The organism is Streptomyces sp. WMMC1477, from assembly GCF_027460245.1.
GTDB lineage: Bacteria > Actinomycetota > Actinomycetes > Streptomycetales > Streptomycetaceae > Streptomyces.
Map to the genome: position 1 here is coordinate 1,340,635 of NZ_JAPZBD010000003.1, position 12,616 is coordinate 1,353,250.

General features: G+C 75.7%; 11 protein-coding genes and 1 tRNA gene. 2 read left to right on the forward strand and 10 right to left on the reverse strand.

The annotated features are described in order from the left end of the window. Positions 1-107: 107 nt before the first annotated feature. Positions 108-2,450, reverse strand: a complete 2,343-nt coding sequence (locus O7609_RS06270) for a GTP-binding protein (RefSeq protein ID WP_269733886.1) — start codon at positions 2,448-2,450, stop codon at positions 108-110. Beyond that, positions 2,447-4,033, reverse strand: a complete 1,587-nt coding sequence (locus O7609_RS06275) for an ATP-binding protein (RefSeq protein WP_269733887.1) — start codon at positions 4,031-4,033, stop codon at positions 2,447-2,449. Before O7609_RS06275 ends, O7609_RS06270 begins: the two co-directional genes overlap by 4 nt. Positions 4,034-4,337: 304 nt before the next feature. Between O7609_RS06275 and O7609_RS06280 the strand changes: the two genes are divergently transcribed. Continuing rightward, positions 4,338-4,413, forward strand: a tRNA-Arg gene (locus O7609_RS06280). 140 nt (positions 4,414-4,553) lie between these two features. Here the strand turns inward: O7609_RS06280 and O7609_RS06285 are convergent. After that, positions 4,554-4,952, reverse strand: a complete 399-nt coding sequence (locus tag O7609_RS06285) for a DUF2267 domain-containing protein (protein WP_443072232.1) — start codon at positions 4,950-4,952, stop codon at positions 4,554-4,556. 91 nt (positions 4,953-5,043) lie between these two features. Beyond that, positions 5,044-5,472, reverse strand: coding sequence for an Hsp20/alpha crystallin family protein (locus tag O7609_RS06290; protein ID WP_269737038.1), 429 nt, complete (start codon positions 5,470-5,472; stop codon positions 5,044-5,046). A 160-nt stretch (positions 5,473-5,632) separates the two neighbouring features. Here O7609_RS06290 and O7609_RS06295 point away from each other — a divergent pair, with 160 nt between their 5' ends. Further along, positions 5,633-6,361 (forward strand): type III effector protein, encoded by a 729-nt coding sequence (locus O7609_RS06295; RefSeq protein WP_269743211.1) that lies wholly within the window; start codon positions 5,633-5,635, stop codon positions 6,359-6,361. Between the two features lie 62 nt (positions 6,362-6,423). Here O7609_RS06295 and mnhG read toward each other — a convergent pair whose 3' ends face one another. From mnhG to O7609_RS06325, 6 genes are read right to left on the reverse strand one after another with little or no spacing between them, the layout of a single operon-like run. Continuing rightward, entirely contained in the window at positions 6,424-6,870 is a 447-nt protein-coding gene (mnhG, locus tag O7609_RS06300) for a monovalent cation/H(+) antiporter subunit G (protein WP_269733953.1), read from the reverse strand. After that, positions 6,867-7,133, reverse strand: a complete 267-nt coding sequence (locus O7609_RS06305) for a monovalent cation/H+ antiporter complex subunit F (RefSeq protein ID WP_269733954.1) — start codon at positions 7,131-7,133, stop codon at positions 6,867-6,869. The genes mnhG and O7609_RS06305 overlap by 4 nt, the downstream gene beginning before the upstream one ends. Next, positions 7,130-7,666, reverse strand: coding sequence for a Na+/H+ antiporter subunit E (locus O7609_RS06310; protein ID WP_269733955.1), 537 nt, complete (start codon positions 7,664-7,666; stop codon positions 7,130-7,132). Before O7609_RS06310 ends, O7609_RS06305 begins: the two co-directional genes overlap by 4 nt. Further along, positions 7,663-9,213: a Na+/H+ antiporter subunit D gene (locus O7609_RS06315; protein ID WP_269743212.1), complete on the reverse strand. Its 1,551-nt coding sequence runs from the start codon at positions 9,211-9,213 to the stop codon at positions 7,663-7,665. The genes O7609_RS06310 and O7609_RS06315 overlap by 4 nt, the downstream gene beginning before the upstream one ends. Then, the gene (locus O7609_RS06320) at positions 9,210-9,641 is read right to left on the reverse strand and encodes a Na(+)/H(+) antiporter subunit C (RefSeq protein WP_269733957.1); all 432 of its coding nucleotides are present in this window, start codon (positions 9,639-9,641) and stop codon (positions 9,210-9,212) included. The genes O7609_RS06315 and O7609_RS06320 overlap by 4 nt, the downstream gene beginning before the upstream one ends. Further along, positions 9,638-12,481, reverse strand: a complete 2,844-nt coding sequence (locus tag O7609_RS06325; RefSeq protein ID WP_269743213.1) for a Na+/H+ antiporter subunit A — start codon at positions 12,479-12,481, stop codon at positions 9,638-9,640. The genes O7609_RS06320 and O7609_RS06325 overlap by 4 nt, the downstream gene beginning before the upstream one ends. Positions 12,482-12,616: the final 135 nt, after the last annotated feature.

Genomic DNA, 12,616 nt, shown 5'->3' on the forward strand with positions numbered 1-12,616 from the left:
CCCGGCCGCGGCGAGACGCGAACGGGCCACCGCGACGACGAACCCGCCACCGCGCGGCGGCATCGCTCACGCGGTGGCGGGCTCGCCACGCCCCACGGGCCCGGGACTCAGCCGCCGTCCGTTCCCCCCGCGGCGATGACGTACTGGCCGCGCACCTCCCGGTAGCGCAGCAGCTCGGCGGCAACCGGCTCCAGCACCCGGGTCCGGCCGCAGGCTGCCGCCAGCCGCCGCAACCGCTGCTCCTGCGCGGCCCCGTACTCCTGGGCGGGCGCACGGGCCACCAGCCGGCACGCCCAGGCCAGCAGCGGCGAGGCCACCGCACCACCGGACAGCAGCCCGGCCGGCACCCACGGGTTGACGGCGAAGACGCCGAGCAGCGTGCCCAACAGCCAGCCCAGACCGACGCACTGCACGGCCAGCAGCGCGGCCTGCCCCGCCGCCGCGGCCGTCCACCAGCGCGGCCGGGCCGGTTGCGGCGGCAGCCCGGCGCCCGCGACCGCCTCGTCCAGCGCCGCCGGCAGCCCCTCCGCGCCGCGCCAGGCGGCCTCTCGCACGGTGCGCGCCCACGGTTCGGGCAGGCCGCGACTCGCGTCGTCGGCGAGCGTGCGCACGGCCTGGGCGACCACGGGCCGGGCCACCGGGTGCCCGGGCTCGGTGGCCTCCTCGGCCGCCGGGCCGCCCAGCGGCTCCCCGCGCCGCTCCGCCCGGCGGCGGGCGTACCAGTGGGCCAGCCCGGCCCACGGCGTGCCACACGTCCGGTCGGCGTGGCGCAGCCACGTCCGCTCGGCGGTGCGCCCGACGGCCGCGGCACCGGCCGCCGTTCCGAGTCGCTGCTCGAAGTCCGTGCGCACCCGGTCGGTCAGGCCCGGGGGCGGCTGGACGCCGTCGGTGATGTACACCGGCCGCAGCCCGGTCATGGCCAGGTCCACGTCGGCGGCGAGCCGACGGGCGGCGGCGGTGCGAGCGGACACCAACTCCGCCAGGACCGAACGCAGTTCCATGACCCCCTCGCCGGTGAGCGCGGAGAGTGCGAGCACCTCGGCGCCGGGTTCGCCGTGTTCGCCGAGGGCCATGCCGTCCTCGTCCAGCACCCGGCGCACGTCGCCGAGCACCTCCTCGGCGGCCTCGGCACCGAGCCGGTCCGTCTGGTTGAGCACCACGAGGGTCACCTCGGCGTGGGCGGCGAAGGCCTTCAGATAGCGCTCGTGCAGCACCGCGTCGGCGTACTTCTCCGGGTCCACCACCCAGATGACGGCGTCCACCAGACCCAGCAGCCGGTCCACCTGCTCCCGGTGCTCGACCACCGCCGAGTCGTGGTCGGGCAGGTCGAGCAGGACGAGCCCGCGCAGGGCGAGCTGCGAGGCGTCCCGCAGGTGGGCGCGGCGCCGGGCCCGGACGGGGACGCCGAGCCGCTCCAGCAGCCCCTCGGCTCCGGTCCGGTCGGTCGTCGTCTCCCAGACGCAGGCCACGGGGCTCGACGTCGTCGGCCGTCGCACGCCCGCGTCGGCCAGCTGGGCCCCGGCGACGGCGTTGAACAGGGTGGACTTCCCGCTTCCGGTCGGGCCCGCGATGGCCACGGTGGTGTACTCCCGGGAGAGGCGGCCCCGGGCCTCGGCTGCCTCCAGCACCCGGCCGACGTCGGCCAGTTCCTCCGCCTCCAGCCGCGCCCGGGAGAGGCCGACCAGCTCGCGCAGCGCGTTCAGCCGCTCCGCCAGCCCCGACTCGCGGCCGACGGTCCGGCGGACGTCCCCCGGCGAGGGGGCCTCGTCCGGGGCCTGCGGGAGCGGCCCCGCGGCGGCGGGCGTGAGGCCCGGCGGCTGCGGGGCCTCCCCGGCGGTCTCCGGGGGCAGGGCGGGCTCGGTGACGTTCGGCGGCAGCGGCCCGGGCCCCTCCTCCTGGTGTTCCGGGCCGACGGGGCCGCCCGGGGCCGGGGGCACCGGCGTCACGGGCGCGGGCTCCGGCGCGAACGGCAACGGATCGCCCGCCACCCCGCTCCCGTGCGGCCCGGGGCCACCGGCGGACGGCGCGGGCGCGGGCCCGGCCAGGGGCGCCGGGCCGGGAGCGGGCGCCGGGCCGGGCGGGCCGGCGGGCCGGGAGCCCGCCGGAGCCCCGGAGACGGTCCCGAACTGCACGGCGGACCCGGAGACCGTCCCCGCCGCGGGCCAGGACCGCGGCGCGGCTCCGGCGGCGGCCGTGGCCCCGGCGGGACCGGCCGCGGGCGCAACTCCCGGACCCGGTGCGGCCGCCGCACCCAGGCCCGTCCCGGCCGCGGCTCCCGGAACGGGCCCGGCGAGCCCGCCGCCCCGGCCCCCGTCGAGCACGGGGACGGGACAGGGGCGGGCGCGACGGGCGATGAGTCCGTCGTTCCAGCGCTGCGGCCCGGTCTCGGCCGGGGTCGTGCCCGTGCCGTCCTCGTGGGTCTCGCCCGGCGATCCCGTCACGTCGCTCACCTCTCCCTCTGCTCCCTCTGGAGTACGGACAGTGCGGCGATCAACTCGACCTGCTGCTCGGAGCCGACGTCGAGCTCCTCCAGTGGCGCCAGCCGCCGCGCGCGCTCGCCGCGCAGGGCGCGGTGGACGGAGGTCTCCAGCAACTCGGTGCCGCGTTCCCGGAGCCGGATGGTTCCCGGGACTCCGATGATCTTGTGCAGGGCCTCCTCCGCGGCCTGGCCGCGGTCTCCGCCGAGCAGAGCGGCGGAGAGGAGGGCGGCGACCTCCTCGGCCGTGTACGAGCCGCCGCCGTCGGCCCGGAAGGCCTCCTCGGCCAGCTCCTCCAGGCAGCGCCGCCAGTGGCGGACGACGAGCCCCATGCGGTCGGTGACGGTGGCCCCGCCCTCCGTCACCGACGTCGGTACTCCGGGGGCGCCGGGCTCCTTCTGCCAGGCGCGCGCGATCTGCTCCTCGGCCCCGCCGACGGCTCCGGAGAGCAGCGCGGCCAGCCCGTCCGCGCAGGCGTCCAGCAGTTCCTCGCCGCTGCTGTCGAGGGGGAAGCCGCGCCAGTGGGCGACGGTGTCCCCGGCGAGCAGCTCGCCGCCGGCGACCTGGCGGCGCACCCGCTCCCCCGCGGCGTCGTAGGCCTGCTCGACGTGGGTCATGAGGCGGACGGCGGCGGCGTGCTGGGCCGCGGCGGCCGCGGCCAGCTCCGGGACGCGGGCACGCAGCGAGTCGAGCGCGCCCCAGGCCGTCCGGTGGGCGGCCCGGCCGCGGGCCGAGGGGTCCTGGGCCCGGTGGGCGAGCCAGGCCCGCAGCGGCTCGACCGCCGTCGTCGGCAGCAGCCCGCGGCCGCCGCCGGCCGACTCGGGGAGCTCGGGGATCGTGAACCTCGGGACGTCGCCGAGTCCGGCCCGCTCCAGCAGGGCCGCGTACTGCCGGGAGACGTCGACGGCGATCTGGTGGGGCACCCGGTCGAGGACGGTGGCCAGGGTGACGTCGTACTCCTTCGCGGTACGCAGCAGGTGCCAGGGGACGGCGTCGGCGTACCGGGTCGCGGTGGTGACCAGGACCCACACGTCGGCCGCGCACAGCAGTTCGGCGGCCAGTTCGCGGTTGGCGGCGACCAGCGAGTCCACGTCCGGGGCGTCCAGGAGCGCCAGGCCGGCGGGCAGCGCGTGGGTGCACTCCACCACCAGCGTGCCGGGCTCGGCGGCGGGCTCCTCGCCGTCCTGCGGAGCCTCGCACCGCGTCAGCCCCGGCAGGACGCGGCCGTCCGCGAACCAGCGGCGGTCCTCGGGGTGGCAGGCCAGGACCGGGGTCCGGGTGGTGGGCCGCAGGACGCCCGCTTCGCTGACCCGGCGTCCGACGAGCGAGTTGACCAGGGTGGACTTCCCCACGCCGGTCGAGCCGCCGACGACGGCGAGCAGCGGCGCGTCCGGTTCGCGCAGCCGTGGAACGAGGTAGTCGTCGAGCTGGGCCAGCAGTTCGGCCCGCGACCGCCGCGCCCGTTCGGCACCCGGCAGGGGCAGCGCACAGCGGACGGCGGCCACGCGCTCACGCAGTACCGTGAGCGCCTCGAGCAGTTCGGTCCGTGCTTCCAAGATCGCCACAAGATGAAGAATGCCCAAATCTGACTGGTTTTTGAAGCCTATTCAGTCAGTTATGGTCCGATTTGACCCGTGTGGAATCGGACCCAGGGGACCCCATGGGCATAACGAGTGCACAACACCCGCCAGCCGCCCCGCGGAAACCGATGCGGGAATCGCACCCGGCTGCAATCATCGGAGCGCTTCACGGAACCTCCACACCGTGGCGCGCGCGTGAAGCATCCAGGAGCCACCGGGGCCGCCTCTATCCTTGGATGGGGAAGGTCCGGGGGCTCCACCCGATGCGCGACCATGACGGGCCCCCGTAGCTCAGCGGATAGAGCAGGTGCCTTCTAAGCACTTGGCCGTAGGTTCGAGTCCTACCGGGGGCGCCACCGGCTACCGGCTGGCGATGTTTTCGCAGGCCAGGAGCCATACGACCGGGCCGGCCCCAGAACCTGGACGCCGGCCCCGGCCGGGCGTGGAGCCCGAGCGGGGCCGTTGGGCCGAGTGCCCGGCGCCCGGAGCGCCGGGGTCAGGCGGCCTGGAGGAGTTCCGCCCGGCCGAAGAGGAGGTCGTAGCCGGGCGGGAGCTGCAGCAGGACGCGCCGGGTCAGGTCGTCGCCCGCAGCGTCGGCCGCCACGCTGAGCACGGCCCCGACATCCCAGGCGGCGGTCTGCTCGGTGGCACCTTCGATCCAGGCGGCGGTCGCCCGGACGAACCGCTCGGGCGACAGGGGTTCGGCGGCCTGGAGCGGATTGAGCAGGATCACGGCGAAGGTCTCCGGAAGCCGGGCGGCGAGCTCCGCCCGCACCTGGCCCACCAGGTGGGCGCCGAGCAGGGCCATCACGGTGCGGGCCGCACGCTCCGCCTCCCGGCGGCCGCCGTACTCGCCGCGTTCCCGCACCTGTTCGAGGAAGACCTCCCAGCGCATGGCCACCATCCCTCCTCCCTCGCGGGACGGGAGGGCGGGGAAGCGCGGCCCCGCCCTCCGGCCGGGTTCTCGCGCCGCCGCGGCGCCGGCCTCAGCCGCGGATCTCCTTGCGGCCGCCGCCGACGGCGATCTTGCGGGGCTTGGCCCGTTCGGCGATCGGGATGCGCAGCGTGAGCACGCCGGCGTCGTAGTCGGCGCTGATGCGTTCGGTGTCGAGCGTGTCGGCCAGCATCACCTGTCGGGAGAAGACGCCGAGGGGACGCTCGGAGAGCTCCATCTGCACGTCCTCGGACTTCACTCCCGGACGCCGCTCGGCCTTGACCGTCAGCATGTTGCGTTCGACGTCCACGTCGATGGCGTCGGGACTGACGCCCGGCACGTCCAGGGCGATCACGTACGCGTCGCCCTCGCGGTAGGCGTCCATCGGCATGGCGGAGGGCCGGGACCAGGTACCGCCGGTGTCCAGGAACTGCTGGGTGAGCCGGTCGAGCTCACGGAAGGGATCGGTGCGCATCAACATCACGTACACCTCCATCGCGGACAAGAGTGCCAATGCGCTGGCTCTGCCTCTCTTGTACCATGTCATCGAAACGACGACAACTACAGATGTCAACGAAGCGATGACGTGGCGCGTGCGCTACCGTGCCACCGTTCTGCCCGAACCGCCGAAGGAGACGTCCATGAGCGCAGCGGACCGATCCGGCCCGGACCGCCCGCACGGCGCGGCCCCCCACCTGTCCCTGGCCGCCGCCGAGGCGGCCCTGTCCGCCATCGACCGGGCCGTCCGCACCGCCCACGGCAGCGACGGGACGGCCACGGTCTCCCCGGCGGAAGCGCCCGATGGCCCCGGAGCCGAGCCGGGGGGTTCCGAGCAGGCGCTGGCCGCTCTGCTGCTCCTGCGGGAGCTGCGGGAACGGCTGGCCGCGTGGGAGCCCGCGCTCATCGAGGCGGCGCGCGGGGCGGGGGCGAGCTGGGCCGAGCTGGCTCATCCGCTCGGGGTCGCCAGCCGGCAGGCCGCCGAGCGCCGGTACCTGAGGGTCCGCCCGGGCGCCGCCGGAAGCACCGGAGAGCAGCGCGTACGCGCCACCCGCGACCGCCGGGCGGCCGACCGCACCGTCACGGCCTGGGCCCGGGGGAACGCCGCCGATCTGCGCAGCCTGGCCGGGCAGATCACCGCGCTCACCGACCTTCCCGGCCCGGCGCGGCAGATCCTGGCCCGTCTCACCGGAGCGCTCGCATACGACGACGCCGCAGGTCTCCTCGGCCCTCTCGCGGCCACCCACTCCCATCTGCTCCCCCGGCATCCGCACCTCGCCGCCCGGGTGGAGACCCTCACCGGCCAGGTCGACGCGCTGCGCCGGGACAGTGACGACGGCCGGGGGGCGGCCGGAGACCCGAAGGCGCCGTAGCCGCCGCACGGGCACGGTGACCCCGGCTCCCGTGCGCCGGCCGAGGCGTGGCGGAGACGGCGTCAGGCCCCGGTGACACCCCTGCCGTTGCCCGGGCCGTCGTCCGGGCCATCGTCCGCGACGCCGGGACTGCCGTTGCCCGCGCCGTCGGACCTGCCGTCGTCAGGGGCCGAGCGCTCCCTCGGGTGGCCGGCGAGTTCGTCGCGGGAGATCCTGTCGCGGTCCAACTCCCTGACGCGGTAGGACGTGCGCCCCACGATCTGCGCGGTCACCGGGACGGTGGCGAACTGGAAGAGCGCGACGAGCAGCAGCGTCGGGACGTCGCCCACGGGCACCTGGAACGCGGCTGCGTTCAGGGTGAGCAGGACGCCGACGGTCTGGGCCTTCGCGGCGGCGTGCAGCCGTGTGGAGGTGTCGGGGAAACGCAGCAGGCCGACCGCGGCGAACAGGCAGAACAGGACACCGGCGAGCACCAGCACGACGCTGGCGACGTCGAGCACGGCGCTCACCGGATGCGCTCCTTCGCCTCGATGACGTGGGCCGCGGTCACCGAGCCGATGAACGCCAGCAGGGACAGGACGAGCAGCAGCGGAAGGACGGACGTCTCCCCGTTCGCCGCGAGGTGGACGGCCATGCCCGCGACGATCATGGTGATCAGAGCGTCCAGGGCCACGATCCGGTCCAGGGCGCCGGGGCCGCGCAGAAGCCGCACCACGGTCAGCCCCCCGGCCGCGGCGAGCAGGGCCATCGCGAGGGTGTAGAACAGGGTCACGGCGTCTCCTCCGCTGCCTCGGGGCGCCGTCCCAAGGCCCGCACGACCCGCAGGTCGACGGAGCGCACCCGCCGCCGGACGCGTTCCGCGCCGGCGGCGTCCCGCACCGGGAGAGCGTGTACGTAGAGCGTGCGGCGGCCCCGGTCGATCTCCAGGACGAGGGTGCCGGGCGTCAGGGTCGTCAGGTTCGCCACGAGGGTGACCAGCAGGTCCGTGTCGGCGCGCAGCGGCACCTCGACGATCGCCACGTGGGTGCGCGGGCCGTGCCGTACCGCCTCCCAGGCGATCACCGCCGCGGCGCCCATCGCGCTCAAGAGCAGATGACCCACCAGCAGCACGACCCGCGCCGGGCGCACGGCGGCGGTCGTGACCGGGGGGAGCCGGAACACCAGCATGATCCCCAGCGCCACCAGGCCGCCGGAGGCGAGCACCGGTGCGCTCAGCGATCCCCACAGCGCCACCCAGACCAGCCAGAGCCAGCCGAACGTCCAGCCGTGGCGGGCGAGCTGCGGGGCCCGGTCGCGCAGGCTCATCCGTCCTCCCCACGAAGGACGGCGTTCCGGTACGCCTCGGGCCGCAGCAGGTCCTCGGCCGCCTGTTCCCCGACCCGGGTCAGCGGCTCGGCGAGGACGGCGACGAGCACGCCGGTGAGCGCCATCCCGGCCGTCGTCCCGAGCATGAGCAGGGAGCCCCGGCGGCGCGGGGACGTCGTGGGGCGGGCGTGCCCGGGGGCGCGCCGCCGTCCGGCCAGGGCGGAGTCGTGCCGCGGCGGTGGCCCGGTGCCGAAGGCGGCGTTCCAGATCTTGAGCATGGCGTAGAGCGTCAACAGGCTGGTGAGCAGGGCTGCCCCGGCGAGGGCGTAGCCGGCGCCACCGCCCTCGGCGGCCGCCCGCAGCAGCGCGAGCTTCGCGACGAAGCCGGAGAAGGGCGGGACGCCGGCCAGGCTCATCGCCGCCAGCCCGAACAGGGCGGCCACCGACAGGGTGGGCCCGGCCCGGGCGCGCATCCGGTGCAGGGCCGTGGTACCCGTCTGACGGACCGCCAGGGCGGCGGCGAGGAACAGCGCGGCCTGCACCAGGATGTGGTGGACCATGTACAGGAGGGTGCCGGTGAGCCCCGGCACGTCGAACAGCGCGAGCCCGAAGAGCATGAACCCGATGTGGCTCACCAGGGCGAAGGACAGCAGCCGGTTGACGTCGTCCTGGGCGATGGCGCCGAGGATGCCCGTGAGCATGGTCGTGACGGCCACCACCGCCAGCAGCGGCCACACCCCTTCGCGGGGGAAGACGAGGGTCTGCGTGCGCAGGAGCGCGTACATCCCGACCTTGGTCAGCAGCGCGGCGAAGACGGCGGTGATCGGGGCCGGTGCCGTCGGGTAGCTGTCCGGCAGCCAGAAGTGCAGCGGAACCACCGCCGCCTTGATTCCGAAGACGGTGAGCAACAGCAGGCCGAGCGCGCCGCGCAGGCCCTCCGGGAGCCCGGCGACGCGCTCGGTGAGCTGGGCGAGCGTGACCGTTCCGGTCGCCGCGTACAGCAGCGCGGTGGTGGTGAGGAGCAGCAGCGAGGAGGTGAGGCTGACCACCGTGTAGGTCATGCCCGCCTGGGTGCGCAGGGCGCCGCCGTCCATGGTGATGAGCACGTAGGACGCGCCCAGCATGACCTCGAAGGCGACGAAGAGGTTGAACAGGTCGCCCGAGAGGTAGGCGAGCGCGATCCCGGCCACCAAGACCTGGTAGGCGGGGTGCAGGACGGCGGCGGTGCCGGGGCGGTCCTCGGTGATGCCCTGTCCGATGGCGAACAGCAGGACGGCGAGAGCGACCAGGACGGAGACGGTCAGCAGCAGGGCGGACAGCCGGTCGGCGACGAGGGCGATGCCGAGCGGCGGGGGCCAGCCCCCGGCGTGCAGGACGACGGGGCCGTGGGCGTCGGAGCGGGCCAGCAGCGTGGCCGAGGCGGCCAGCACGGCGGTGAGGGTTCCCACGGCCAGCAGCCGCATGGGGACGCCCCGGAGCCCGGCGACGGCGGCGCACGCGGCGAGCAGCGGGAGCAGGACGGGGACGGCCGGGAGCACGCTGTTCACCGGGCCTCCTCGGGGGCGTCCCGGTCCTCCGCGGCGGCTCTGCGGGCCCGCGGGGTGCCGATGAGCCGGTCCTCCACGTCGTCCCGGACCTCGTCGTGGCCGGAGATCAGCCAGGACCGGTAGGCCAGGGCGAGGAGGAAGGCGGTGAGCCCGAAGGTGATGACGATCGAGGTCAGGGCCATGGCCTGGGGCAGCGGGTCGGCGTACTCGGCGGTGGCCTCGGGGCCGCCCGCCCCGCCGGCGCCGCCTTCGACGACGGGCGGGCGCCCGGGCGGTCCTCCGGCGACGAGCAGGAGCAGGTTGGTGCCGTGGCCGAGCACGATGAACCCCAGGACGATGCGCATCAGCGAGCGCTGGAGCATCAGGTAGAAGCCGGCCGTGAACAGTGCGCCGACGACGGCGGCCATCGTCATGTCGAGCGTGCTCACGAGCGGCTCCCTCCCGTCCGCTCGGCCTCGGGGGCCCGGTCCAGGCTCACGCCGACGGCCGAGAGGAGCTTGAGCGTGACGCCGAGGACGAGCAGGTAGACGCCCACGTCGAAGAACACGCTGGTGGAGAAGTGGACGTCGCCGATCCAGGGCAGTCGCGCGGTCGGGAGCGCGCTGGACAGCGGCTCGCCACCGAAGAGCCACGGCAGCAGCCCGAGCCCGGCCATCAGCGCCAGCCCGCCGCCGGCGAGCTGTCCGGCCCCCACGGGGGACGCGGCACCGAGATCCGCCCGGCCGCCCACCAGGTACCGCAGCACGAACGCCTGTCCGGCGACAAGCCCGCCGGCGAAGCCGCCGCCGGGGCCGTAGTGCCCCGAGAAGAGCAGGAACAGGGAGAGCACGAGCGCCGAGGGGAACAGCAGCCGGGTGATGACTTCGAGCAGCACGGAGCGCTCCCCTCCGGGCCTCTCGTCGGCGCCCGGCAGCCACCGCTCGCGCGGCTCGTCCTCGTGGGCCATGCGGGGCAACGGCCGGTCGCCGGCCTTCGGCTCGCGCCGCTCCGGGGCGCCCCGGCTCCACAGCCGGACGAGGCTCACCACGCCGATCGAGGTGACGAGCAGCACGGACACCTCGCCGATGGTGTCCAGGGCACGGAAGTCGACGATGATCGCGTTGACCGCGTTCTCCGCCCCGGTCTCGGCCAGGCGGCGCAGGTAGGCGCCGGCGGGTGCGGGGGCCGTCCGCGCCGACGTCGCCAGGAGCGCGAGTCCGCCGACGAGGCAGCCCACGGCCGCCGCGGCGGCGGCCCGTGCGACACGGGCCCGCCCCGCGGTGCGCCCGAGGGTGAACCGCGGGGGCAGCCGTCGCAGCACGAGGACGACCACGACCAGGGTCATGGTCTCCACCAGGAACTGAGTGAGCGCCAGGTCGGGTGCGCCGTACAGGAGGAAGAGCGTCGCGACGCCGTAGCCGACCGCACCGGCCAGCAGGATGCCCGTCAGCCGGCGGCGGGTGACCACGACCGCGGCCGTCGAGGCCAGGATGGCGGCGGCCACCGGCACCTCAAGCCCCACCGCCCACGGACTCGGGGCGTCCAGCGGCGGCAGACGGCGGACCAGGGTCACCCCGGGGACGAGCGCCACCGTCGTCAGCAGCACGGTCAGGTAGACGGGCAGGGAGCCGACCTCGGTGTGCCGGGTCAGCGCGGCGGCCGTCCGGTCCAGCCCGGCGACGGCCCGTTCCTGGAGGTGCTGGACGTCGGGCAGCCGGGCGCGGGGCGCTGCGGCACCGGGGCGCAGCCCGGACCGGCCGAGGAGGAGGTAGCCGAGCCCGCCGAGCGTCAGGGTGAGCACGGAGAGACCGGCCGCCGCGGTCGGTCCGTGCCACAGCGCGAGCTCGTACGGCTTCCCCGCTCCGGCCGGAAACGTGTCGGCGTAGGGGGCGAGAGCGGCCTGCGTGCCGCCGTACCAGAGGCCGGTGGCGAGCCCGGCGGCGGCCAGCAGCGCCGCCGGTGCCACGTATCCGGCGGCGGCGCCGCGGGCCCGTGGCTCCGCCGCCGGGCCGCCGAAGGCACCGCGCAGAAAGCGGACCGCGTAGGCGACCGTCAGGGCCGAGCCCGCCACCACGCCGGTGAGCACGAGCGGGTCCGCCACGAGGTCTCCGTGGGCGAACGCCTCATAGGCCGCCTCCTTGCCGAGGAAGCCGAGTGCCGGTGGCACCCCGGCCATCGAGGCCGCGGCGGCGACGGCGACCACGGCCACCGTCGGCAGCGTCCTCGCGGCGCCGGAGAGTTCGCGCAGGTCCCGGCTGCCGAGGTGGTGGTCCCAGAGCCCGACCACCAGGAAGAGCGCGGCCTTGAACATCGCGTGCGCCAGCAGCATGACTTCTCCGGCCAGCGCCGCCGTCCGGGTACCGGCCCCCAGCAGCACCACGAGCAGCCCCAGTTCGCTGACGGTGCCGTAGGCCAGCAGCCGTTTGAGGTCGGTCTCGCGCAGCGCGCGCCAGGCCCCGAGCACCAGGCTGACGAGGCCGACCGTGAACACCATGGGACGCCAGGGGGCGACCTCGGCCAGGCCGGGCGCGAGCCGGGCGACGAGGTAGACGCCCGCCTTCACCATGGCCGCGGCGTGCAGGAAGGCGCTGACGGGTGTGGGCGCGACCATGGCGGCCGGGAGCCAGCCGTGCAGCGGCATCTGCGCCGACTTGGCGAACGCCCCGACGAGCACCAGCACCACGGCCGCCGTCACCGCGCCGCCCCGCGGCGGCTCCGCCACCAGGCTCGCGACGCCGTAGCCGCCCGCGGCCTGCCCGAGCAGCACGAACCCCAGCAGCATCAGCAGCCCGCCGGAGGTGGTGACCAGGAGCGCCTGCCGCGCCGCCCGCCGCCGCACGGCCTGTTCTCCCCGGCCGGCGATCAGAAAGAAGGAGGCGATCGTCGTCAGTTCCCAGAAGACGTAGAGCAGGAACAGGTTGTCGGCCAGCACGAGGCCCGTCATCGCCCCGGCGAACGCGAGCAGGAGCCCGGCCGCGCGCCCCGGGTCGCGGGACAGGTGGTAGCGCGAGTAGACGAGCACGGCCGCGCCCACGCCCCCGATCACCCACACCATCAGCAGCGCCAGGGCGTCCAGCCGCAGCCGCAGCTCCAGGCCGAGCGCCGGGGCCCAGGCCACGGACTCCCCGACGGCCGTCCCGCCCAGCACACCGGCGGACCTGACGGACGCCCAGACGACGGTGGCGAGAGGTACACAGACGGCGAGAAGCCAGACGTCACGGCCCAGCCACCGCGCGCACCACGGCATCGCGACTGCTGCCGCCGCGTGCACGGCGAGCAGGACCAGCACGGCGCAGCCTCCCTCGTCAGCCCACCAGCATCATGACCCCGGCCGCGCCGACACGGCCGCCACCACGCGGAGCGGGTGCCGAATCGGTTCCGCTCAGCCGTCCTTCCGCAGCCCGGTCAGCCGGCGGGCGGCCCT

Coding starts and splice junctions, on each gene's coding strand:
- O7609_RS06285 (WP_443072232.1), bottom strand. CDS start 4,952: ATGCGCTGGGAGGTCTTCCTCGAACAGGTGCGGGAACGCGGCGAGTAC.
- O7609_RS06290 (WP_269737038.1), bottom strand. CDS start 5,472: ATGTTGATGCGCACCGATCCCTTCCGTGAGCTCGACCGGCTCACCCAG.
- O7609_RS06310 (WP_269733955.1), bottom strand. CDS start 7,666: ATGAGCCTGCGCGACCGGGCCCCGCAGCTCGCCCGCCACGGCTGGACG.
- O7609_RS06295 (WP_269743211.1), top strand. CDS start 5,633: ATGAGCGCAGCGGACCGATCCGGCCCGGACCGCCCGCACGGCGCGGCC.